The sequence below is a fragment of the Methylosinus sp. LW3 genome, assembly GCF_000527115.1.
Taxonomy (GTDB): domain Bacteria; phylum Pseudomonadota; class Alphaproteobacteria; order Rhizobiales; family Beijerinckiaceae; genus Methylosinus.
On record NZ_AZUO01000001.1, the window covers coordinates 319,793 to 342,275 of the forward strand.

Below are 22,483 nucleotides of genomic sequence, written 5' to 3' on the forward strand. Positions count from 1 at the left end.
AATTCGTCTTGTCAGCGTTTCAAAGGATGAGTCATGTCGGCTTGGAGTGTCAACTTCGATTTGGAGCGCCGCACGCGCCTCGCCACCGGGCTCACGCTCTTCACCTATGCGGCCTGTCATTTCATCTCTCACGCGACCGGCCTGTTCTTTCTCGACAATCTCCAGGCCATCGGCCATGGCGTCATTCTCGCGCCTTGGCGCACCGGCTTCGGCGTCGCTCTTCTGCTGTTCTGCTTCACCGTTCACATGTCGCTCGGCCTCTTCGCGCTCTATCGCCGGCGGCATTTGCGCATGCCGGCGATAGAGGCCTGGCAGCTCGGCCTCGGCCTCACCATACCGCTGCTGCTCGCGCCGCATGTCACCGACACGCGCGTCGCCGTGCTCGCCTTCGGCTTGGAGGATTCCTATTTTCGCATTCTCTATCATTTCTGGATCAGCGATCCCACCTTCGGCCTGCCGCGGCAATTTCTGCTCATGGTCCTCATCTGGTCGCATGGCTGCATCGGCATTCACATGTGGCTGCGCTATCGCGATTGGTATCGCCGGCGCACGATTCTGTTTCTTCTTCTCGCGCTCGCTCTGCCCGCGCTCGCCATAGCGGGCCTGCTCAACTCGGGCTGGGAGCTGATCCTGCGCGCCTATATGGACGAGGCCGTCATAGAGGCGCATGGGCCGCCGGCGAAAGGATCGCCGCATGCGCATGTGCCGGCGATGCTCGCTTCGATCATCCTCTATCTGCAGATTTCCTATCTCGCGCTGCTCGCAGTCGTGCTGCTGCTGCGCGCCTTGCGCAACATGCGCGAGCGCATGTTCGACACGGTGCGCATCGACTATCGCGACGGCCGCAGCGTTCGCGCGCCTTTCGGCTTCTCCGTGCTCGAGGCCAGCCGTTTCAAAGGCATTCCGCACGCCTCCGTCTGCGGCGGGCGCGCGCGCTGCTCCACCTGCCGCATACGCGTGCTCTATGGCGCGTCGGAGCTGCCGCCGCCCGGCCCGGCGGAGCTCGCGACATTGGCGCAGATCGGCGCGCCGGAGGGCGTGCGCCTCGCCTGCCAGACGCGGCCGCGCTGCGATATCGGCGTCTATCCCATGCTGCCGGCGGACAGCCCGCTCGACGGCCTCTGCGTTCTTCTCGACCAGGGCCGCGAGCTTTTCGTGACGGCCATGTTCGTCGATCTCCGTGATTCGACGAAGCTCGCCGCCAACCGCCTGCCCTATGACGCGATCTATATCGTCGACTCCTACATTCGCGCGACGACCAATGCGATCTTGGCGGAGGGCGGCCATGTGACCAGCGTCGCCGGCGACGGCGTCATGAGCCTGTTTCGGCTGGACGGCGACGCCGACGAGGGCGCCCGCGCGGCGCTGCGCGCGGCCAGCGGCGTCTGGCGCGCGATCCGCCGCGTCAGCCGCGATTTCGCGCATGATCTCGAAGCGCCGCTCGCCTTCGGCGTCGGGCTGCACAGCGGACTCGCCATCGTCGGCGCCGTCGGCCCGACGGATCGGCAGTCGCTGCAGTTTCTCGGCGACACCGGCAATATCGCCGCGCGGCTCGAATCGCTGACGAAGGAGATGGACTGCGTGGCGCTCGTCTCCTCGCAGACCTGCGACGCCGCGGGGCTGCGGCCGCCGCACGCCGTCGTCGAGGCGCCGATCCGCGGCCGCGAAGCCGCGCTCCCCGCCTTTCCGTTCAAGAAGCTCGGGGATTTCGAGCGCTGGGTCGCCAGCGGCGAGCCGGCGGCCCTCTGAGCCGCAGCGTCCGCCCCCGTAGGGAGACGTCTTTCGTTCAGTAGATGTCGGGGCAGGCCACCTCGTTTCCATATGCGTCGGCGCAAGTGCAGCCGCCGAGCGACAGAGCCATCGCGCCGATCGCGAAGCCGATGACCAGCGTCAGAGCTTTCGCGCGAACGCCGGCCGGGAAATGAAAATTGGAGAGATCGAGATTCATGTCATCCTCCCTGGATGGATGTTGGAACGCGGTCGCAAAACATCGTCCGCTCGCGAAATGTCGCTCGGTTCGCTCCTGAGGGATGTGGCGAACGCCACGGGTCGCGCGGAAAATGCTCCGAGTGGACGAAGCCTGTCGCGCCCGACCGCGTCTGGACCTGAAAATTGCATCGCCGCGGCGGCCCTCCCGCGCCGATCGGAGAAACGCAGCCCATGGCGGATATCGCTCGTTCCTGTCTCGCCTTTCTCTGCTTCCTGCTCATCGCCTGCGCCGTCAGCGAGGATCGGCGCCGCATTCCCTGGCGCGTCGTGCTCGGCGGGCTGGCGCTGCAATTCGTGGCGGCGCTGGTCCTCACGCATTTTCCGCCGGCGAAGCAGGCCGTGCTGCTCGCCAATGACGGGGCGGAGGCCCTGCAAAAGGCGACGGAGGCGGGCTCTGGCTTCGTCTTCGGCTATCTCGGCGGCGGCCCCGCGCCTTTCGAGGAGAAGACGCCGGGCGTCGGCTTCATTCTCGCGTTCAAGGCGCTGCCCATGGTGCTGACCATCTCGGCGCTGGCCTCACTGTTCTTTTATTGGGGCGTGATGCAGCGCATCGCGGGCGGCTTCGCCTTTCTGCTGCGACGCTCCATGGGGCTTTCCGGCGCGCTGGCGCTGGGCGCTTCCGTTCACATCTTCGTCGGCATGATCGAGGCGCCGCTGCTGATCCGCCCCTATCTCGCGCGCATGCAGCGCGGCGAGCTGTTCGCGCTGATGAGCTGCGGAATGGCCGGCGTCGCCGGCACGGTCATGGTGATCTACGCCGGCTTCGTCGCGCCTTTCCTGCCGGATGCGCTCGGCCATATTCTCATCGCCTCGGTGATCGCGACGCCGGCCGGCATAGCGGTCGCCGCGGTCATGTCGCCCTGGGATATCTATAAGGACAATGCCGAAGCGCGGCTCGCCGTGGAGAATCCGCCGGCAGGGGCGTTCGACGCCATCGTCAAAGGCGTTTCCGACGGCGTCGGCCCGCTCGTCGGTATCATCAGCATGCTGCTGACGACGATCGCGCTGGTGACGCTGGTCAATATGGCGCTCGCGCATCTGCCGCAATTTGGCGGCGAGACGCCGAGCCTGCAGCTCGCTTTCGCCTATGCCTTCCGCCCCATCGTCTGGCTGATCGGCGTGCCCTGGAGCGAGGCGCCGGCGGCCGCTGCGCTGATGGCGACGAAGACTGTGGTCAACGAGTTCGTCGCCTATCGCGACATGAGCGCGCTCGGCGCGGAGGCGCTGTCGCCGCGCAGCCGGCTGATCCTCACCTATGCGCTCTGCGGCTTCGCCAATTTCGGCAGCATGGGCATTCTCGTCGGCGGGCTGAATGTGATGCTGCCCGGCCGGCGCGCGGAGATCACGCGTCTCGGCCTGCGCTCCATTCTCTCCGGCACGCTCGCCACCTGCATGAGCGCCACGGCCGCCGGATTGCTGATCGGCGGCTGACGGTCGCTCAGAAGCAGCCCTGCGCTTTCAACTGCACGAGCCAGGCGCCGCAATCCGAGTGACGCCGCCGCTCGCGCGGGCCACGGCCCCACTCGTCCTCATATTCGTAGTGGCGATGACGCTCCCGCGCGCGCTCGTGGCGCACGCATTCATTGTAATTATTCTGCATCGCGAGACACAACGGCACATTCGGCCCGGCCAGCGCCGCTCTGGGGGCGAAGCCGTCGGTCAGCGAGACGATCCCGGCCAGGATCAGGGAGAGGAGAAAGATGCGCGCCATTTTCGAAGAAGCCTTTCTGTCGACGGCAGGTCTAGCAGATTCGCTCACGCTGAAACAGCGCGACGGTCACGCTGCCGGCGCCAGCGCAGGAAGCCGGTGACATAGAGAAAGGCGGGCGCGAGGCCGGCGAGCAGGATGACGGCCTGACCGGCGAGGCCGAAGGCTTCGCCCGAATGGAGCGGCAGCAGCCATTCCAGGAAGCGCTCGCCGGCGCTGAAATTGGCGCGATCCTCGGTGAACAGAATCTGGCCGCTGAACTGGTCGATCGTCACCCGATTGCGGCCATTGGCGTGATTGGGCTCGCCTTGCGCGCGCATGGAGACGACATAGACGCCCTTCTCATTGGCGGGCAGGCTGAAGCCCGTCGGCGCGGCGCCTGGAAAGCGGCGCTCGGCGATGCCGAGGGCGGCGTCCAGCCCGATCGGATCGCGATCCGCGATCGGCCGCGACGCCAAGCCGCGCGGCGCCTCGCGCAGGGTCGAGACCAGGCGCACGAGGTCGCGGCCCTGCTGGCGGAACACGAAAAAGCAGCCGGAAGTCAGCGAGCAGCAGAGGACGACGGCGATGACCGCGCCGACCACGCGATGGAGGTCGAAAATCCGCCGATCGGCGCTCGCCTTGCGCTTAATGGCGAAAGCGAGCCGCCATTGGCCCGGCCGCGGCCACCACAGAACGATCCCGAGCAGCATGGAGGGCAGCAGCAGAAGCGCCGGCCCGCCGACCAGCCAGGAGCGATCCGAGCCCTGCCACAGCGTGTAATGCAGGCTGCGCACCGAATTGAAGAAGAATTGGCGGATTTCGTCGTCGCCTTTCTTGATCGCCCGGTCGCCCGTCACCTTGGTCGTATAGGGGTCGATGAAGAGGCGATGCGTCTCGATGACGTCGTCCGCGTCCCGCAGCCGGTACGAGAGCGAGACGACGCCCTCGCGGCTGCGCGGCATGGCGAGGAAGCTCGGCGTCGCGCCGCGCGGCAGATCGGCGATGGCCGCCGCATAAATCTCGTCGAGCGGGGCGAAGCGGGCCTCGGCGGAAGGCGGCGCCGAGCGCAAGAGCTCGGGATGCAGCGCCGCTTCGATCTGCGGCGCGAAGGACAGAAGCGCGCCGGTGAGCCCCACGACGACGAAGATCGCGCCGAGAATGAGGCCGGTCCAGCGATGAAAGGCGAGAAACAGCCGCCGCGCACGCAGGCGCAGCGAGATTTCCGCAGGCGCGCGCTCCTCGGCGGCGCGCGGCGCCGCGATCGTGTCATTGGTCATGGAATGGCCTCCTCGCAAATCTCCTCCCCCGCCGCGGGGTCGAAGAATATAGCTTCAGCCGCTCGCCGAAGTCTGAGAAACGTTACCTTGCAAATCGCGCCTGTCGCGAAAAATTCTCCTTTTCCGCGCCCGCGCGCGCTCGACGCGCAGCCTCTCGCCCCCGCTGCAATTTGGAAAGGCTACAAGAAACAGAGCAGAAATAGACCGGGGCCAATGAGCGCTCTCTAAAACGGCGGCGAGATCGCCTCGATATATAGAAGCATGCTCCTGCGGGCCGAATATTCGCCAAATTGCGACGCTGGACCGCTCATAGGCGTCACAATCTCCAGACTCGCAAGCTTTCGGCGATTCTGTGGCGGCCAATGACGCCATTTGACGTTCTCGCGGCCTGCGGCGAATATGATATTTACATATTGGTAACGCGCTATACGATACGTCGGCTTAGAAGACGCCCAGGGCCTGCGGCGACCCAGGGCGCATAGAGGCGAAGCGGCTCCGCCGGGAAGACCGCGACAATGCTCATGAGGGCGACAGGACAGCCGATGCGTGTGTTGATCGTCGAAGATCAGGCGGAGATCGCCGCTCTGCTGGAAGAAAAGCTCGTCCATGCCGGCTTTGTCGCGGATATCGTCGGCGCGGTCGCCGAGGCGCGTGCGGCGATCGAGGCGGTCGATTACGGCGTCATGCTGCTGGATCGGCGGCTGCCGGACGGCGACGGCGTCGCCATCATCCGCTCGGTGCGCGAGGATCGGCCCAACATGCGCGTGCTGATGCTCACCGCCATGCGCGGCATAGACGAGATGGTCGACGGACTCGACGCGGGCGCTGATGATTATCTGACCAAGCCTTTCGATCCCGACGAGCTGATGGCGCGCATTCGCGCCGTTCTGCGTCGTCCCGGACCGCAAGTGGCGCCCTCGGTGCAAGTCGGCGCGCTCAGCTTCGAGCTCGACGAGCAGAGGGGATTTATCAATGGCCGGCAATTTCTGGCGCCCAAGCTGGAGCTCATCCTGCTCGGGGCGCTGATGCGCCGCGCCGGTCTCGCGGTGACGCGCGCCGATCTGCTCGAGGAGATCTATGGCGCGCAGGACGCCGATCAGGTCGACGCGCTGAAGATGCTGATCCACCGCCTGCGCCAGCGCCTGAAGAACCAAGGCGCGCGCGCCGATATCCACGCCGCGCGCGGCATAGGCTATCTTATTCGGAGCGCTGAGGAATGAAGCTCACGCAATCGCTTTCGGCGCGGCTCGTCTTCTACTGGATACTGTGCTCGCTCGTCGCCTATCTCACTCTGCCGGTGACGGTGTTTCTGCCGCTCTCGGCGCTGCATATCGGCGATAGCTCCAATTCCAGCCTCGACAGCTGGACCACCAAGCGCTCCAAGGAAATTCTATTGGGCGCGCTGCGCCGAGGGCCGGATGGCGCATTGACGGCAGAGCGAACGCCGGAGCTGCAGCGCCAGCAAGAGCGCAATCCGCGATTTCGCTTCGCCATACTCGATCGCGCCGCCGGCCGTCTCGTCGCGGGCTCGGACGAGAAGCTGTTCGACGCGCTGGGACGCGCCGGCGTCGACAGCTATAGCGGGCTCTTCCATGTCTCCGACGATTCCGATCCCAATGCGCGCGGCTATGTGCGCTCCATCGACAGCGCTTTCGGCAAGCTGACGATCGCCACCTATAGCGCGCAGTTCCATTGGGACGATACGATCTGGCAGCTGGTGAATTTCGTCTCGCTGAACAATCTCATCGCCTTTCTGCCGCTCGGCTCGGCGGCGGCGCTGGTCGCGACGCTCGTCGTGCGACGTTCGCTCGCGCCGCTGCGCGCGGCCACGGTCGCGGCTTCGGCCATCACCGTCGACTCGCTGCGCAAGCCGATCGCGGCCGCGGGTCTGCCGATCGAGATCACGCCTTTCGTCGAGGCGGTGAATGGCGCGATCGCTCGCGTCGAGGAAGGCGTCGCGGCGCAGCGACGCTTCACCGCCAACGCCGCCCATGAGCTGCGCACGCCGATCACCGTGCTGCGGGCGCGCGTCGCCAAGCTGGATGCCTCCGATCTCAAGCGCGAAATCACGCGCGACGTGCGGCGCATTCAGACGATCGTCGATCAATTGCTGGTTCTGGCGCAGGCGCGCGAACGCCGCCGCGACACGCGTCTTTGCGTCGATCTCGCCGCGACGGCGTTGAAGGTGGCGGCCGATTTCATGCCGGTCGCCATAGACGCCAAAAAGGAGATCGAGCTGGACGCGCCGGAAGCGCCGGTGATGATCCGCGGATTCCCCTGGGCGATCGAGAGCGTGCTCGGCAATCTCGTCGAGAATGCGCTGCGCGCCGAGCCGGAGGGCGGAACCGTGATGATGCGCGTCGGCGCGGATGCGCGCGTCATCATCGTCGATCATGGCGGCGGCGTCGCGCCCGAGGATCGCAGCCTGATATTCGAGCCCTTCTGGCGCAAGGAGGAGACGACGCCGGGCACTGGCCTCGGGCTCGCTATCGTCAAGGAGCTGGCGCGCGAGCTCGACGGCGAGCTCGAGGTCGCCGACACGCCCGGCGGCGGCGCGACCTTCATCGTCGGATTTCGGCTCTTCGGGTCGCGCCTCACGAGCGCGGGCGGCGCGCAAGTCGAGGCGGCGATCTAGACGCGTCGGGCTCGGCTTTCTGCGGGGAACGCGCGCGCCGATCGGGCAAAGAAGAGTCCCGAAGGCTCTCTTTTCGTGCGAAGGCGGCCGCAAATCTCGAGCATCGATCTATCCGAAACTCGGAATGCCGCTTTCGTCACGCCGCCATGATCCGATTTTCTCGGAAATTGCTGCACATTCGTCGATTTTACACTATTGTTGCAATTTAGTAACATGAATAACAGATTCTGGAGTCCCGCGGCGCGCGCTCTTGTCAAGCGTCGTGACCGTTGGTAACGTTCCGGTGATGTTTTGGCGTTCGCGGCGGAATACCAAAAATGTTGGGGCGGCTTCTGGCTATTTTCGCGCTCTCATGCGCCTTGCTGATGCAAGGCGCAGGGCCGTCGGCCGCCCTGATGACCGGCGACGGCGGCGTCGAAATGTCGGTCGGCTGTCGTCTCGCCAGCGGCGACGATGCGCCGGCCGGCGCCCATCACGCGAGCCATTGCGAGCATTGCGTCATTTGTTGCGCGGCGATCCTCGGCGTCGTCGCGGCCGTCCTCACTCGCCTCGCACCTTTCCCGCCCGCGGCGATCCCGGCGCCGAGCGCCGATCCGCTCGCCTCTTTCTTCCTGGCCGGTCATAAGCCGCCCTCCCACGCGCCTCCCCGCTTTTCCTGACGCCTCATCGGCCGCTTTCGGTCGACGCCGTTGGAATCGCCGGCCGTTTGGCGGCCGCTCAGGGGGGAATTCATGTCTCGTTTCGCTTTCCGTAGCGGCGCGTCCGTCGCCGCGTTGACGCTCGCCGTCCTTTCGCCCATCTGCGTCCTCGCGCAGGAGGCGCTGCCAGAAATCGAGGTGAGCGGCCAGGGCGCCGGCGCCGGCTCCGCCTCGCCCGCGCTGGCCGCAATCGAAAAGCCTTTCGCCAAGGCTATTCCCGACAATATTCCCGCCGTCGTCCATACGGTGACGGCCGCCAAGATCGCGGAGACGGTCAACGCCACGACGGCGATCGAGATGCTGCGCTATGCGCCGAGCCTCGACATGTCGGCCAAATTCCCCGGCGACCGCTTTCAGAGCATGACCGGCCGCACCATCGGCCCATTCGAGCCGCAGAGGCAGCTCGTCTACAAGGACGGCATTCTCATCTCGGCTCTGTTCGGCGCCAGCGAGCACACGCCCAAATATTCGATGATCGTGCCCGAGGAGGTGTCGCGTATCGACGTCATGTACGGTCCCTATTCCGCGCTCTATTCCGGCAATGCGATCGGCGGCGTCATCACCTACACGACGAAGATGCCGGAAACGTTCGAGCTGCATTCCAATCTGCAGGGCATTCTCGCGCCCTATGGCGATCAATATGCGACGCAAAGAAGCAATCCCGGCTTCACCGGCGGCCTCTCGGTCGGCGACCGCAACGGCGATTTCTCCTGGCGCGCGTCGTACAATCATCTGCTGACGCATTCGCAGCCGATTTCCTATGTCAGCTCCTCGAGCCCCGGGGGCGCGGCGGGAACGCCGGTCGTCGGCGGCTATTTCGACGTCGATCGTCAGGGCGCGCCGCGCGGCGTCTTCGGCACCGCCGGCTTGCAGACGACGGAGGAGAATGTCGGCACGCTGAAGCTCGCCTATGACTTCAACAAGGATGCGCGGCTCAGCTACACGATCGGGCTGATGCAGCTCGGCCTGAACATAGATCCGCAGAGCTATTTGAGAAGTGCGACGACCGGACTGCCCGTCTACAACACGAGCAATGGCCGCATCACGATGAATGGCGTCAATTTCGCCCTCTCGGGATTGAATCCCGCGCATACGGAATTCCTGCATCTCATGCAGGGCGCCGAGTTCAAGACGCAGACAGGCGGCGTCTTCGACATGGAGCTGGTCGGCAGCTCCTATGATCTGATGCGCGACGTCAGCGTCTCGGCGCTGAAATATGGCGTCGACACCTCCGGTCAGACGCGCGAATACAGCGGCACGGGCTGGAAGGTGATGGACATGCGCTTCATCTGGCGCCCGGAGGAGGAGCTCTTCGGCAAGCACGAAGTCTCCTTCGGCGGACATCTCGACGAATATACGCTGAAGCTGCATTTGCAGAGCACGCCGACCTATTGGTCGTCCTACTACCTGCAGCAGGCGCAGCGCTCCTATGGCAAGACCGAGAACAGAGCCGTCTATGTTCAGGACGTGTGGAAGCTCGCGCCGCAATGGACGCTCACGCTCGGCGGACGCCAGGAGTGGTGGCGCGCTTTCGACGGCTTCAACGAGAATGTGCGCGGCACGGGAACGCGGCAGCCGGAGCGCAATCTCGCCGCCTTCATGCCGAAAGCCTCGCTCGCCTTTCAGGCGACGCCCGATCTGCTGCTGCGCGGCTCCTATGGCAATGTAACGCGCTTTCCGGGCGTCACAGAGCTCTATCAGCGCACCGTGTCGCCGAGCGGCATCGTCATCAACAGCCCCGATCTGAAAGCAGAGCAGGCCGATTCCTACGAGCTCGCCGCCGAATATCTGTTCGGCGCGCATAATGCGCATCTCGCCTTCTTCCATGGGCGTGGTCTTCGTCTTCCTGCGACGTGCGACGCCGATGATCGCGGCAGGCGTCACTCTGCCTCTGTCGCTCATCGGCGCTTGCGCGGCCATGTGGGTCGCGGGCTATTCCATCGACAATCTCTCTTTGATGGCGCTCACCGTCTCGGTCGGCTTCGTCGTCGACGACGCGATCGTGATGATCGAGAATATCGAGAGCTGGGTGGCGCGCGGCAAAAGCCGTTTCGAGGCGGCGCTGATCGGCGCGCGGCAGATCGGCTTCACCGTCGTCTCCATCTCCATGTCGCTCATCGCCGTCTTCGTCCCGCTGCTGTTCATGGACGGGCTGATGGGGCGCTTTCTCCGTGAGTTCTCCTACACGCTCGCTTCCGCCATTCTCATTTCCACGATCGTCTCGCTCACGGTGACGCCCATGGTCTGCGCTTTCGCGCCATGGGGCGGGAAAGGCGGAGGCTCGCGTTTCGATCGCATCGTCGAAGGCGCGCTCGACAGAATCGTCTATTGGTATGGCCGCAGCCTGCGCCCCGTCATCGATCATCCGCGGCTGACGCTCATCGTCATCATCGGCACGATCGGCTGGACAGCCTATCTCTATCAGGCGATTCCGAAGGGCAATCTTCCGCAGGACGACAATGGCTTCATCAATGGATCGAGTGAAGCCTCGCCGGATGTCTCCTTCGCGGAGATCATGCGGCTGCAGAAGCAGGCGGAGGCGATCATCTCCGCCGATCCAGATGTCGTTGGCGTCGGCTCGTCGGTCGGCGGCGGCGCGCTCACCGCCGCGCTCAATCAAGGGCGCTTCAACATAAGGCTCAAGCCGCGCGAGGAGCGCAGCCTCTCCAGCAAGCAGGTGATCGCGCGGCTGCGCAAGGAGCTCGCCAAGGTCGCGGGGCTGCAAGTGATGCTGACGCCCTCGCAGGATGTGTTCCTTCACGCGCGCTGGAGCGCCTCGGCCTATCAGTTCACGCTGCTCGACGACGATGTCGCCGAATTGACCGAGTGGGCGCCAAAAGTGTTGGCGCGCATGCGCAAGGTTCCGCAGATCGTCGATGTGACGAGCGACCGCCAGCAGGGCGGCCTCGGCGCCAAGGTCGTCGTCGATCGCAACGCCGCCTCGCGAATGGGCGTGCCGATCTCGGCGGTGGACGCCGCGCTCAACGGCGCCTTCGGCCAGCGCCAGGATTCGATCATCTATGGCGAGCGCAATCAATATCGCGCCGTGCTGGAGACGCCGCCGACGCGCCAGCGTGATCTGCGCGATCTCGCTGGAATCTACGTGTCCAGCGCCTCCGGCGGACAGGTTCCGTTGAGCGCCATCGCGCGCTTCGAGCGCTCGACCATGCCGATGGCAGTCAATCATCAAGGCGCCATGCCGGCCGTCACCATCACTTTCAATCTGGCGCCGGAGGAGACGCTCGAAGCGGCGAGCCAGGCGGTGGAGCGCGCCTTCGTCGCGATGAATCCGCCGAGCGGGCTGCGTGGCGAGCTCGCCGGTGAGGCGGGCGACGCACGCAGAGTGGGGCGCACCATGACCATATTGATCGTCGTCGCTCTGCTCGCGGTCTATATCATTCTCGGCGTGCTCTATGAGAGCCTCGTGCATCCCGTCACCATCATCTCCACTCTGCCGGCGGCGGGGCTCGGCGCGCTGCTGTCGCTGCAGATGTTCGCGGTGGAATTCTCGATGATCGCCTTCATCGGCATTCTGCTGCTGATCGGCATTGTGAAGAAGAACGGCATAATGCTGGTCGATTTCGCGCTGATCGCCGAGCGCGAGGACGGGCTTTCGACGCGCGACGCGGCCTTGCTCGCCGCCAAGGAGCGCTTCCGTCCCATTCTGATGACGACGCTCGCGGCCATGTTCGGCGCGCTGCCTCTGGCGTTCGCCGGCGGCATTGGCGCGGATTTGCGGCGGCCGCTCGGCGTCACCATCGTCGGCGGCCTGCTGCTGAGCCAGATTCTCACGCTCTACACGACGCCGGTGATCTATCTGCTGATGAGCAAGGCGCGACTGCCGTTACGCCGCGCGGAACCCGGCGCGCTCGCGCCAGCGCGGCCGGAGATTTCCTCGTGACCCGATCGCCAGCGCCTGTCTTCATGCGCGGCCTGCGTCCTCCCGCGCGCCACGCGCGGCCCTATCGCTTCGTCGGCGCGATCGGGCGCCGCCCTTCCTTGGGCCTGCGCTCGCGCTTTTTTGCGCTGCTTCGCCAGAATGTCATGGCGTGATGGGATAATTTTCATCTACGTCCGATCGATCGGACGGATTGCCAAAATAAATCTTCTGGGCCAGTCTTGCGCTCGTCGCATTCGGTGATTGTCGGAATTTGCTTGTGCCGAGCATGTGGTTTTCTCGGGATGCGGCAGGCGCGCCACGACGAATGGGCGCAACTGCCGGGGCCGGGCTTCGCGCCCTCTGGAATCATATCATTCGGCGCCGTGAATTCGCCGCGCATCGGCCGGGCGGATTCGGCGTGGCGCTCGCGGCCGTCGCCTTGCTGACGTGTTTCGGCTCGCAGGCCTCGGTCGGAGAGCAGGTCGGCACTGCGTCCTTTGATACGGCTGCGCAATTCTCGGCTCTCATCGGCGGCCTCGCCGCCGCGATGGCGGTGGCCGCGGCCTTGGCGGCGCTCGCCCTGCTTGGGCGCCTTCGCTTCCGCTCCGAGAGGAACGCCGATTTCTACGCGGGCGACGCTTGCGCGCGCATGCTGTGGGAGAATGGGCCGGTCGGCGCCTTCTGCTGGGAGGAGGGCGGCCAGGTGACGGAAGCCAACGACGAATTTCTCCGCATGACCGGCTATGAGCGCGACGATCTCGGCGCCGGCCGCATTGATTGGCGGGCCGCCACGCGGCTGCGGTCTCCGGTCGAGAACAGCGTCGAGACGGAATTCATGCGCAAGGACGGCGCGCGCGCGCGGCTGCGGCTCCGCTTCGTCGCGCTCGACGAGCGGGGCGGGCGCGGCGTGGGTTTCGCGCAGGACGCGGCCGAAGCGCAGGAGCTGCGTCGGCAGGCCGAGCGGCTGAGGGGGCTGGAGCTCCGGGCCGTCGGCTTCGCCCATGATATCAATCAGCCGCTCACCGCCGCGGCCGCCTATCTCCAGGTTGCGCGCCGGCGCGCGACGCTCGGCGGCGGCGCGCAGTCGGAGGAGCAGCTCGCCGCCATGGACCGCGCCGGCGCGCAATTGTATCGCGCCGCGCGTCTCGTCGGCGATTGGCGCGAGCTTTTCACGCATGAATCATGCGCGTCGACGGAGATCGCGCTGCATCCACTGATTCGCGAAGCATGGGAGACGATGCGCGGCGATCTCGGCGAGACGGTTTCCGCCGAGCTACGTCTGTGCGCCGAGCGCGATCTCGTGATCGGCGATCGGGCGCAGATCGAGGAGGAGGTGAGCGATCTCCTGCGGGCGGCCGCGCAGGCGGCGATCGCCACGTCCCATCGCGAATTGATCGTCGTCACATCGACGCGGGGCGGCGAGATCGCCATCGAGATAAGCGACGCCGGCGCCGCGTCTATCGCGCCGTGTCGCGATCCGCGCGCTGCCGCAGAGCCGGCGAGATCGCGTGCGCTCGTCGAGGCCGACGGCGTGCGATTCTCGTCGCAGAAAGAGGATGGCGGAAGCTCCGCCTTTCGGCTCTCTCTCCCTTTGGCGGACTGAGCCTGTGGATAATGGGGGCGGCTGGCCGTAGCCGCTCGCCTGTCATCGGGAAATGCTCATAATCTTCCGCCCTTCGAAACAAGGGGCCGCTCACGGCTGTGCTGAAGCATATCCTAATCTCAGGGCAAGCCGCTGAAAGTAAAAGCTCTCGTCCGCGTGCTTAGTATTAGTACCAAGCAATACCACCACAAGTAATAATCCTATGGTATAAGTACTAGTGTTACCTACGAGACACAGGCGTCGTCTTTCTGCTCGCGATCTATATTAGGTTGTTTCCTTTACGATCGGAGCGCGCTAAAGAAGAAGGGTAGTCGATCAATAGTGAATCAATTATTCACCCGACGGAATTTGCAACGGCGCAGGGGTTCGGCGTCTGCCGAACCCCTTTTTCATGACGATCCGTCGGGCGCCGCAGGTTGCGGCGCCCGTTTTCTTTTGCAGAAGATCATCGTGTAATCTGGAGATAATCGCTCGTGGCGCGTCGCGAAGGCTCGCCCTGCGCTCATATGTTTTCGACAGCGCGATCCGATCATTGGGCCGGATCGCGCTGTCGATACTCGCCTTGCATGCGCGTTTTGATGCGGTTTCCGGCTGAATGCTTCGGCGCGCGCCTTCCTTCTCCCCGCGAGCGGGGAGAAGGAAGGCGGCGAAGGCCGCGCCAGCCGATCCGCCGGAAACCGTATGAGCGATCGAGGAGCCCTGCGGTTCGACCCGATCAGAGGCCCTGCGGACGTCCGGCGATCGACACCAGCAGCTCGCCGTCGCCGAGCAGGCGCTTGGCCACCCGGCGGGCGTCGTCCAGCGTCACCGCGTCGATACGGCCATTGCGCTCGTCGAGATAGGAGGGTGCAAAGCCGTCGAGCTGGAGATTGACCAGCTGGCCGGCGATCTTCGTCGATGTGTCGAAGCGCAGCGCATAGGAGCCGGTCAGATATTTCTTCGCCTTGTCGAGCTCGTCCGCGCTCGGCCCCTCATTGGCGAGATCGGCGAATTGGGCCTGGATCACCTCCAGCGATTCGCGGGCGCGCTCGTTCTTCGTCGCCGCGCCGCCGACCAGCATGGCGCATTTGTCATATTCGTTGAGATGCGAATAGACCGAATAGGCGAGACCACGCTTCTCGCGCACCTCGTTGAACAGGCGCGCCGTGAAGACGCCGCCGCCGAGGATGTGGTTGACCACCACGGCGCCGAAATAATCGGGATCATGCCGCTGCATGCCCGGACGGCCGAAGCGGATCGCCGATTGCGGCACGTCGAGATCGATGATGCGGCGCTCGCCGAGCGCGTGAATGTCGATCTCGGGCACGGGGGTGAGAAGGCTCTGCGCCGGCAGGGCGCCGAAGATCGCGTCCAGCTTGGCGGCGAGCGTCGCCGCGTCTATGGCGCCGACGACGGCGATTTTCAGATCGCTGCGCGTCAGCAGGCGAATCCTCAGCGCGTCGAGATCGTCGCGCGTCAGATTTGCGAGGCTCTCGAGATCGCCGCGCACCGGCCGCCCATAGGGATGGTCGGGGAAGGCGGCCTCGCGGAAGGCTCTAGCGACCAGCGCATCGGGATCGTTGGCGTCGCGCTTCAGCCCGGCGGCGATCTGGCCGCGCACGCGGTCGATCGCCTGTTGCTCGAGCCGCGGCTCGCAGAGCGCGACGCGCAGCAGCTCGAAAGCCTCGTCGCTGTTGCGGGAGAGCGTCTGCATATGGCCGGAGATGGCGTCGCGGTCGCAGCCGAAGCCGAGCCGGATCGCCAGATCCTCTATGGCGAGGTGGAAAGCGCGGGCGTCATAGGGGCCGGCGCCCTCGTCGAGCAGACCGGCGAGCAGCGTCGCGAGACCCGCCTTGCCGGCCGGGTCCTGCGAGGCGCCGCCGCGCATGGCGAATTCGAGCGCGACGAGCGGAACCGCGTAGCTCTCGACGAGCCAGGCTTCGATCCCGCCGGGCGTGACGACGCGCTGAATGGTCTCGGCGCGGCTGCGCGCAGGCGCGATGGCGTAGGCTGTCATTGATTTACGCTCCGATGTCAGGCGGCGAGCACGGCGTCTTTGGCTTCGGCGTCTTTGGCTTCGTCCTGGCCCTCGGATTCGAGGAAGCCGGTGACGGCCCGGCGCTTCTGCAGCCATTTGCGGGCGGCGGCGGCGAGGTCGGCGGCGGAGACGGCGTCGATGCGGTCCGGCCAGGCGGCGACATCCTCCACCGCGAGGCCGGTGGCCAGCGATTCGCCATACCAGCGGGCGAGCGAGACCTGGCTGTCCTGCGCATAGACCGCCTCGGCGACGAGACGATTCTTGGCGCGCTTCAGATCGGCCTCGGCGATCTCGGCGGCGGCGAATTTGTCGATCACCGCGCCGATGGCGTCGTCCAGCTGCTGCAGCGAGACGCCGGGCGCCGGCGTGGCGAACACCCAAAAGCGGGTGTCGTCCAGCGCCGAGCCCATGTAATAGGCCCCGGCGTTGACCGCGAGCTTTTGCTCCACCACGAGAGAATCATACAGCACGCTCGACGGCCCGCCGCCCAGCACATGGCCGAGAACTTCCAGCGTCTCGGCCTCGCCGGGCGCGCCGGTCGTGTAGGACGGCACGAGGAAGACGCGCTCATGCGTCGGCTGCTCGACCTTCTCGTCCGCGAGCGTCACCAGACGATGGGCGCGCGGCTCCGGCTCGCGCGGGCGCTTGCGGCTCGGCGCGTCGTCGCGCGCGGGAATGCGGCCATAGCTCGTCTCGGCGAGCGCGCGCACGGTCTCGAAATCCACGTCGCCGGCGACGATGAGTATGGCGTTCTCCGGCGTGTAGAAGCGACGATAATAATGCAGGGCGTCCTCGCGGCCGAGCGTCTCGATCTCATGACCCCAGCCGATGATCGGCGTGCCATAGGGGTGATGCGGGAACAGCGCCGCCTGCACCGCCTCGTCGAGCTGGGCGGAAGGGTCGTTCTCTGTGCGCATGCGGCGCTCCTCGAGCACCACCTCGCGCTCCGGCCCCACAATCTCGTCGGAGAGGACCAGATTCGTCATGCGATCGGCCTCGAACTCCATCAGCGTGCCGAGATGCTCCTTGCCGATCCGCTGGAAATAGGCCGTGTAGTCATAGCTGGTGAAGGCGTTCTCCTGGCCGCCGAGCTCCGAGACGAGATTGGAGAACTCGCCCTGCGGATGGGCGTGCGTGCCCTTGAACATCAGATGCTCGAGGAAATGCGCGATTCCCGACTTGCCGAGCGGATCGTCGGCGGAGCCGTTGCGATACCAGACCATATGGGTGACGACCGGCGCGCGGCGGTCGGCGATGACGACGATCTCATTCCATTGGCGAGGCGCGAATGGACGACCCCGGCGGCGGCGCTCTCGCTTTTGGCGGCTCCGGCGCGCGCGTCGATCTTGGCGGAGGCGGGGCTGGCGGCGTGATCGGCCGCGATCGCCTCGGCCCCCGGCTGTGTCATCGGCATGATAATCTTTCCTCGCTATAGCGCGTCCGGCGCTCGGGCGTGTGCTGAACGGCCAGAAACGGTCCGACCGAACCTCGGCCCGGCCAAGAGAATTCGGCGCCAGTTCGGCCGTGGGCTTTCCCCCGGACGCTTCGACGGAAGCATTCGATCTATATAAGCGTGAATGCGAGGCATGTCAGGCGCCGCGCGCGAGAGCGCGGCGCATCGCTTTGTCGATGAATGGCGAGCAGGCTGTGTGACGACTATACCCGTTGTGAGGGCGTCGTCGGACGCTCCGCGCCAGCGTTGCCGCAGCTGAAGCTCTCATGGCATCATCTTCCCCTCGAATCGTCAAAATTCGACGGCGCGGCGGCCAATGCGCCGTGACCGAAGCGCCGCAAGGGGGGATCGCATGGCTTTCACACGACGTTCTTTTCTGGCCGGTCTCGCGGCCTGCCCGTTCTGCGCCGCCGCGGCCCGCGCCGAGGGGGCGCATTGGACCTATGACGATGCGCAGCATTGGGGCGCGCATGACGAGGCGGCGAAGGCCTGCACGCTGGGCGCGGAACAATCGCCGATCGACCTCGCCGATGCGGTGAAAGCCGACATTCGCCCGCCCAAGCTCGGCTGGAAGCCGCAGGCTTTCGAGATCGTCAACAATGGCCATACGATCCAGGCCAACGCCGCTGCCGGGAGCGGCGTCGCCGAGCTCGACGGACGCAAGTTCGAGCTGAAACAGTTCCATTTCCACACGCCGAGCGAGCACGCCCTCGGCGGCAAGCGCCTCGCGATGGAGGCGCATTTCGTCCACGCCGGCGACAATGGCGATCTTCTGGTGGTCGGCTCCTTCCTCGTCGCCGGCGCGCCCAATAAGGCGCTATCCGCGCTGATGGCCGCCGCGCCGAAGGAGGAGGGCAAAGCTGCGCTGAAGGCTCCGGTCGACGCCTCCGCTCTGCTGCCGAAGGGAAAGAAATTCTTCCGCTACGAGGGCTCGCTGACCACGCCGCCCTGTTCGGAGGTGGTGCATTGGAATGTCTTCGCCGAGCCAGTGGCCGTGGCGAAGGCGGACATAGACGCCTTCAAGACGCTGTTCCCGATGAACGCCCGCCCGCTGCAGCCGACGCATCGCCGCATCGTGCTGAGCGGCGGCTGAGCGGTGGGGCGCTGGATCGGCGGCTCAGGAGCCGCCGAAAAGGCTGCCGATCATGCCGATCGGATTGGTCCAGCCCGGCTTTTCCTCTGCTTCCTTCACGCCTTTGCCGCCCGCCACCTTCTGGCGATAGGCCTGCGGCGGCTCGGTCAGATAGGAGCGGGTCGAGGCCTCGCCGGCGCCGCGCGTCTTCGGGCCGGTAGCGGCGCCCGGCTCGTCCGCGTCTGTGGCGATGGTGCAATGGCCGTCCGAGGCGGCGACGAGGCATTTGCGCGGGCCGTCATGCTCGCCATTCTTGGAGCCGGCGACATTGGGATTCTCGTTGAGGCCCGGCTGGCGCGCGGGAGCCGGCGCGCCTTTGCGGCGCGCGATCTCCTGATCCACCGGCCAGGAGGCGGGGCGCTCGGTCTCCGCCTGCGGCGAGGGGAGCCCCTGTCGATTGGGCGGCACGACCAGCTTGGGATGCTCGCGGAAGACGATCTTCTGGCTCTCGTCCTCGTCGGAATAGACGCCGATGAAGCCGAGCACCGAGGTGAGCGTCGATTTGTCGTCATAGGCCGCGGCCGGGACGACGCCCGTTCCGCCGAGAAACACGAGCGCGAGCCCGACGCATGCCGGCGTAAGACGCAGAGAGGCTGTCGCCCGTTTCATCGCCCAGATCTCCTCCCATGGGCGCGGCCCCGTCCGAGCGCGCGCGATTCCCAAAGAGCCGAATTGTTACGGCCAGCTTAACGGCATTTTAGAGGCGTGTGAGGCTCCGGGCCAGCCGAAATCGTCGCGAGAGCGTTTCCAGCCGAAGTGGGCGCCGGTTCGGCGTTGGAAACGCGTCAAAACAAAAATCCGAGAGCTTCATTGAAATACAGAAAGCCTCTCGGGGCTATCCGGCGGCAGGCGTCGGCCGCGCGGCGCCAGTGCGAAAGCTCTCCAGCAGCAGCAGGACGACGCCGAGAAAAATCGCCGCGTCGGCGACATTGAACACGTAATTGGCCAGCGGCCCCACCGGCAGGGAGGTGTGGAAGAAGAAGAAATCCGCCACCGCGCCGCGCGTCAGCCGATCCGCGACATTGCCGAGCGCCCCGCCCACCACCAGGCCGAGCGCCGCCGCGGTGAGCCGCCGCGGCGCCCGCCATAGCCAGTAGCCGAGGCAGCCGACGATCGACAATTGAAAGGCGACGAGCAGCGCCCGCGTCGGCTCTGTCTGCGAGGAGAGCAGCGAATAGGAGACGCCGAAATTCCACGACAGCACGAGATCGAGAAAGGAAGTGAGCCGGATCGGTTGGCGCAGGCCGATGTCGAAGACATGCAGCATCCAGAATTTATGCGCCTGATCCAGCGCCAGAGCGAGAACCACCGCCACGAGGCCGAAGGCGCGAGGGGCGGAGAACCAGGGGCGATAGACCAAGGCGCTTCCTCTCATTTCGACGAAATGGTCACGCCCGAGGCGGCGATGAAGGGATAGACGCAATCGCCGAAATTCACGACCTCTTTCGAGACGGCGTGAATATCTTGCAGCAATTGTTGGAAATTCCCGCTCACCATGGTCTCGCTCGAGGCGTGCCGCACCTCGCCGTCCTCGATATAGAACGAGTTTTTGGCGATTCCAGAAAAATCCAGATTGTCATTGGGCGCGCCGCCCGAGAAGCGGGAGAACAGAATGCCGCGCTTCACCCCGGCGATCATATCGGCGAGGCTCGTCTCTCCCGGCCGCACGCGGCTGTTGCGCACGCCCGCCGTCTGCGGCAGACCGAGCTTGCGCGAGAAGAAATAGCCGATGAGGAAATCCTTCAGCACGCCATCCTCGATGATCGGCAGATCGCGCGTCGGCACGCCGAATTCGTCGAAATCCGAGCCGTCCACGAAATCCGCGGAGCGCGGGGCGTTGTCGAGCGAGAACAAAGGGCTGGCGATACGCTCGCCGCGCTTGTCCTTGAACGGCGAGGAGCCGGCGAGCAGGGCGGGGCCGGAGAGCGCGCCCGCGATGGAGGGCAGCAGCCCGGTGAGGCAATGCGGCGTGACGATCACATCGCCGACGAATTTTCCCGTGACCGGCCGGCGCTCCAGCGAGCGCTCGCATTCCGCCATCAGCCGCCCGACGCCGGCGGCGTCATAGAGCGAGGCGAAGGGCGTGAAGGACCTTCCCCCCGCCGCGTTGAAAGATGTGGTGAGCGTCCCGTCCTTGGCCATGAACATGGCGCGAAAGCCGTGACCACCGCGCCGCTCGCGCTGGCGCAGGCCGCCCGAATTGGCGAATTCGGTCTCATGGTCGGTGAAAGTGTAGAGGCAGTCGCGCAGCCGCAGCAGCGGATGGCGCGAGGGCAGGCTCGCCAGAAACTCATCGACCTGCGCGCGCATGGCGGCGCGGTCCGGCTCCGAAGGGCCGTGATCGCCGGGCGGCAGCGAGGGCGCCGCGGCGATGTCGTTCGCGGGATCGGCGACGCCCGCTTCGGCCGCCGTGGCCGCGGCGGCGATCGCAGCCTCGACCTCCTCCGGCCGGCGGCCGTTGAGCGTCGCGCCGCCGCGCTTGCCGTCGCGGAACACGGTGATCATCGTCGTCTCATTCTCGGTGGAGCGCACGAGATCGACGCTGCGATGATCGAATTCGATCTCGAAATAGCGCGTGCGGCTGCTCAGCGCCTGCGCGGCTGTGGCGCCGGCCGCTTTCGCTCGCGCGAGAATCTGGTCGAGAAAATCATCCGTCGGCGCGCTCATCCGCGTCCTCCCAGAGTGACGCGGCATTTGATCGACGGGCCGCCCATGCCGACGGCGATCACCTGCTTCTTGCCGCACCAGCCGCCGCCCGCCGACCAGTGGAAATCATCGCCGACATGGGTGACGCTCTTCAGCATGTCGAAGGCGACGCCGGAGATGGTGGTGTCGCGAATGGCGCGGCCGAGCTTGCCGTCGCGAATCTCATAGCCGCAATTGACGCCGAACATGAATTCGCTCGTCGCGTCCGCCTGGCCATTGGTCGAGCGCTTCAGATAATAGCCGCGCTCGATCGCGCCGATCATGTCGGAGAGCTTGTCGTTTCCCTTGGCGATGCAGGTATTGCGCATGCGCACCAGCGGCTCGTCCTGAAAGGAGAAAGCGCGCGCGTTGCCGGCGGGCTCCGCGCCCAGCATTTGCGCGGTGCGCTTATTGTGCAGAAAGTTTTTCAGCACGCCATTCTCGATGATGGCGACGTCGCGGCACGGCGTGCCTTCGTCATCGACATGAATGGCGAAGGAGGATTTGCCGTCCGGCCCGCGTCCGCCATAATCGCCGAGCGTGATCTTCTCGCTCGCCACCAGCTCGCCGAGATGGTCGCCGGCGACCGAGCCCGCGAGCACGAGATCGGCCTCGCAAGTATGGCCGATCGCCTCATGGGCGAGAATGCCGGCGAGCGCGGAATCGAGCACGACGTCGTGATCGCCGGCCTCGCATTGGCCGCCCTCGGCCTTGCGCCGCAAATTCTCGTGCAGATCCTCGAGCCAGGGCGCGAGCGTCGCCTCGTCGAAGGATTGATCCTCTATCTCGCCGAAGCCGCCGAGAATGTCATAGAGCTCGACGATTCCGTCATTGGCGGCGACGCTCATGGAGACGACGAGCGCCGCGCGCGGCACGAAGGAATAGGTCGCCGCGCCGTCGCTATTGGCGAGAATCTTCTCGCTCGCATGGCTGGACAGCGAAATATCGACATTGACGAGGCCCGGATAGCGGGCGCGGATCGCCTCGTCGAGCCGCCGCACGATATCGACGCGCTGCTCGGCCGAGAGCGGCGCGCGCGTGCTGCGATAATCATAGCTTCCGCTTCCGGCCGCGGTGGAGAGCGCGCCGCTCGCGGCGTGGCCGCCGGCGAATTCGGCATTGTCCTTGGCGGTGGCGATAACGGCGGAGAGGCTGGCCTCGTCATCGGCGGGCGCGGCGGCGAAGCCGAAGGCGCCGTTGCGATAGAGCCGAGCGGAGACGCCGCTGTCGCGCGAGCGTCCATTGGCGAGCAGCACGCCTTTGCGCATCATGATGCGGGAGGAATGATTGGCGTGCCAGCGTAATTCCCCATAGGCGGGCAATTGCGCCGCGCGCGCGACGAGCCGGTCGAGCATGTTCGCGGCCTTTCGGGTGAAATGAGCTTCTGGCGGCAATATAGCGGAACGAGGCCGCGAGTGGAATGA

17 protein-coding genes and 2 pseudogenes are annotated in these 22,483 nt (G+C 65.7%); 10 read left to right on the top strand and 9 right to left on the bottom strand.

What is annotated here, in order from left to right; all coding sequences use genetic code 11:
- Positions 1-33: 33 nt before the first annotated feature.
- Positions 34-1,749 carry an adenylate/guanylate cyclase domain-containing protein gene (locus tag METLW3_RS0101600; protein ID WP_051465359.1) on the top strand — a complete coding sequence of 572 codons (1,716 nt, stop codon included), beginning with the start codon at positions 34-36 and terminating at the stop codon, positions 1,747-1,749.
- 37 nt (positions 1,750-1,786) lie between these two features.
- Here METLW3_RS0101600 and METLW3_RS28015 read toward each other — a convergent pair whose 3' ends face one another.
- Positions 1,787-1,948 (bottom strand): hypothetical protein, encoded by a 162-nt coding sequence (locus tag METLW3_RS28015; protein WP_157096277.1) that lies wholly within the window; start codon positions 1,946-1,948, stop codon positions 1,787-1,789.
- A 212-nt stretch (positions 1,949-2,160) separates the two neighbouring features.
- Between METLW3_RS28015 and METLW3_RS0101610 the strand changes: the two genes are divergently transcribed.
- Positions 2,161-3,420: a nucleoside transporter C-terminal domain-containing protein gene (locus tag METLW3_RS0101610; RefSeq protein WP_024878268.1), complete on the top strand. Its 1,260-nt coding sequence runs from the start codon at positions 2,161-2,163 to the stop codon at positions 3,418-3,420.
- A 7-nt stretch (positions 3,421-3,427) separates the two neighbouring features.
- Here the strand turns inward: METLW3_RS0101610 and METLW3_RS0101615 are convergent, their stop codons facing one another.
- Both METLW3_RS0101615 and METLW3_RS0101620 read right to left on the bottom strand, forming a co-directional pair.
- Complete coding sequence (locus METLW3_RS0101615) at positions 3,428-3,700, bottom strand: hypothetical protein (RefSeq protein WP_024878269.1); 273 nt, start codon at positions 3,698-3,700, stop codon at positions 3,428-3,430.
- Positions 3,701-3,744: 44 nt separating this feature from the next.
- On the bottom strand, positions 3,745-4,956 hold the full coding sequence (locus tag METLW3_RS0101620) for a PepSY-associated TM helix domain-containing protein (protein WP_024878270.1): 1,212 nt from the start codon (positions 4,954-4,956) through the stop codon (positions 3,745-3,747).
- A gap of 542 nt (positions 4,957-5,498) precedes the next feature.
- On the opposite strand from METLW3_RS0101620, the gene METLW3_RS0101625 reads away from it, so the two are divergent.
- The 7 genes and pseudogenes from METLW3_RS0101625 to METLW3_RS0101655 all read left to right on the top strand — a co-directional run bounded on the left by METLW3_RS0101625 (position 5,499) and on the right by METLW3_RS0101655 (position 13,772).
- Positions 5,499-6,176: a response regulator transcription factor gene (locus METLW3_RS0101625; protein WP_024878271.1), complete on the top strand. Its 678-nt coding sequence runs from the start codon at positions 5,499-5,501 to the stop codon at positions 6,174-6,176.
- Positions 6,173-7,591 (top strand): HAMP domain-containing sensor histidine kinase, encoded by a 1,419-nt coding sequence (locus tag METLW3_RS0101630; protein ID WP_024878272.1) that lies wholly within the window; start codon positions 6,173-6,175, stop codon positions 7,589-7,591. The genes METLW3_RS0101625 and METLW3_RS0101630 overlap by 4 nt, the downstream gene beginning before the upstream one ends.
- Positions 7,592-7,908: 317 nt before the next feature.
- Positions 7,909-8,250, top strand: coding sequence for a hypothetical protein (locus tag METLW3_RS0101635; protein ID WP_024878273.1), 342 nt, complete (start codon positions 7,909-7,911; stop codon positions 8,248-8,250).
- Between the two features lie 72 nt (positions 8,251-8,322).
- Positions 8,323-10,056, top strand: a pseudogene (locus METLW3_RS26665) (TonB-dependent receptor); the annotation flags it as partial.
- A gap of 97 nt (positions 10,057-10,153) precedes the next feature.
- Positions 10,154-12,190 carry an efflux RND transporter permease subunit gene (locus METLW3_RS29020; protein ID WP_348625806.1) on the top strand — a complete coding sequence of 679 codons (2,037 nt, stop codon included), beginning with the start codon at positions 10,154-10,156 and terminating at the stop codon, positions 12,188-12,190.
- Complete coding sequence (locus METLW3_RS28020) at positions 12,187-12,342, top strand: hypothetical protein (RefSeq protein ID WP_157096276.1); 156 nt, start codon at positions 12,187-12,189, stop codon at positions 12,340-12,342. The genes METLW3_RS29020 and METLW3_RS28020 overlap by 4 nt, the downstream gene beginning before the upstream one ends.
- A 245-nt stretch (positions 12,343-12,587) precedes the next feature.
- Positions 12,588-13,772, top strand: coding sequence for a PAS domain-containing protein (locus METLW3_RS0101655; protein ID WP_198022729.1), 1,185 nt, complete (start codon positions 12,588-12,590; stop codon positions 13,770-13,772).
- 715 nt (positions 13,773-14,487) lie between these two features.
- Here METLW3_RS0101655 and METLW3_RS0101660 read toward each other — a convergent pair.
- Positions 14,488-15,768: a pitrilysin family protein gene (locus METLW3_RS0101660; protein ID WP_024878277.1), complete on the bottom strand. Its 1,281-nt coding sequence runs from the start codon at positions 15,766-15,768 to the stop codon at positions 14,488-14,490.
- Between the two features lie 17 nt (positions 15,769-15,785).
- Positions 15,786-17,203, bottom strand: a pseudogene (locus tag METLW3_RS24980) (pitrilysin family protein).
- Between the two features lie 391 nt (positions 17,204-17,594).
- On the opposite strand from METLW3_RS24980, the gene METLW3_RS0101675 reads away from it, so the two are divergent.
- Entirely contained in the window at positions 17,595-18,335 is a 741-nt protein-coding gene (locus METLW3_RS0101675) for a carbonic anhydrase family protein (protein ID WP_024878278.1), read from the top strand.
- A 24-nt stretch (positions 18,336-18,359) separates the two neighbouring features.
- Here the strand turns inward: METLW3_RS0101675 and METLW3_RS0101680 are convergent, their stop codons facing one another.
- From METLW3_RS0101680 to METLW3_RS0101695, 4 genes are all read right to left on the bottom strand, one after another.
- Entirely contained in the window at positions 18,360-18,983 is a 624-nt protein-coding gene (locus METLW3_RS0101680) for a hypothetical protein (RefSeq protein ID WP_026599876.1), read from the bottom strand.
- Between the two features lie 226 nt (positions 18,984-19,209).
- Positions 19,210-19,734, bottom strand: a complete 525-nt coding sequence (gene lspA / locus METLW3_RS0101685) for a signal peptidase II (RefSeq protein ID WP_024878280.1) — start codon at positions 19,732-19,734, stop codon at positions 19,210-19,212.
- 11 nt (positions 19,735-19,745) lie between these two features.
- Positions 19,746-21,041, bottom strand: coding sequence for a metallopeptidase TldD-related protein (locus tag METLW3_RS0101690; protein WP_024878281.1), 1,296 nt, complete (start codon positions 21,039-21,041; stop codon positions 19,746-19,748).
- Entirely contained in the window at positions 21,038-22,414 is a 1,377-nt protein-coding gene (locus tag METLW3_RS0101695; protein WP_024878282.1) for a TldD/PmbA family protein, read from the bottom strand. The genes METLW3_RS0101690 and METLW3_RS0101695 overlap by 4 nt, the downstream gene beginning before the upstream one ends.
- Positions 22,415-22,483 lie beyond the last annotated feature (69 nt).

Excerpts from the sequence above, each read along its gene's own strand:
- METLW3_RS0101600 (WP_051465359.1), top strand. The coding sequence starts at position 34 with ATGTCGGCTTGGAGTGTCAACTTCGATTTGGAGCGCCGCACGCGCCTC.
- METLW3_RS28015 (WP_157096277.1), bottom strand. The coding sequence starts at position 1,948 with ATGAATCTCGATCTCTCCAATTTTCATTTCCCGGCCGGCGTTCGCGCG.
- METLW3_RS0101610 (WP_024878268.1), top strand. The coding sequence starts at position 2,161 with ATGGCGGATATCGCTCGTTCCTGTCTCGCCTTTCTCTGCTTCCTGCTC.
- METLW3_RS0101615 (WP_024878269.1), bottom strand. The coding sequence starts at position 3,700 with ATGGCGCGCATCTTTCTCCTCTCCCTGATCCTGGCCGGGATCGTCTCG.
- METLW3_RS0101620 (WP_024878270.1), bottom strand. The coding sequence starts at position 4,956 with ATGACCAATGACACGATCGCGGCGCCGCGCGCCGCCGAGGAGCGCGCG.
- METLW3_RS0101625 (WP_024878271.1), top strand. The coding sequence starts at position 5,499 with ATGCGTGTGTTGATCGTCGAAGATCAGGCGGAGATCGCCGCTCTGCTG.
- METLW3_RS0101630 (WP_024878272.1), top strand. The coding sequence starts at position 6,173 with ATGAAGCTCACGCAATCGCTTTCGGCGCGGCTCGTCTTCTACTGGATA.
- METLW3_RS0101635 (WP_024878273.1), top strand. The coding sequence starts at position 7,909 with ATGTTGGGGCGGCTTCTGGCTATTTTCGCGCTCTCATGCGCCTTGCTG.
- METLW3_RS29020 (WP_348625806.1), top strand. The coding sequence starts at position 10,154 with ATGATCGCGGCAGGCGTCACTCTGCCTCTGTCGCTCATCGGCGCTTGC.
- METLW3_RS0101660 (WP_024878277.1), bottom strand. The coding sequence starts at position 15,768 with ATGACAGCCTACGCCATCGCGCCTGCGCGCAGCCGCGCCGAGACCATT.
- METLW3_RS0101675 (WP_024878278.1), top strand. The coding sequence starts at position 17,595 with ATGGCTTTCACACGACGTTCTTTTCTGGCCGGTCTCGCGGCCTGCCCG.
- METLW3_RS0101680 (WP_026599876.1), bottom strand. The coding sequence starts at position 18,983 with ATGAAACGGGCGACAGCCTCTCTGCGTCTTACGCCGGCATGCGTCGGG.
- METLW3_RS0101690 (WP_024878281.1), bottom strand. The coding sequence starts at position 21,041 with ATGAGCGCGCCGACGGATGATTTTCTCGACCAGATTCTCGCGCGAGCG.
- METLW3_RS0101695 (WP_024878282.1), bottom strand. The coding sequence starts at position 22,414 with ATGCTCGACCGGCTCGTCGCGCGCGCGGCGCAATTGCCCGCCTATGGG.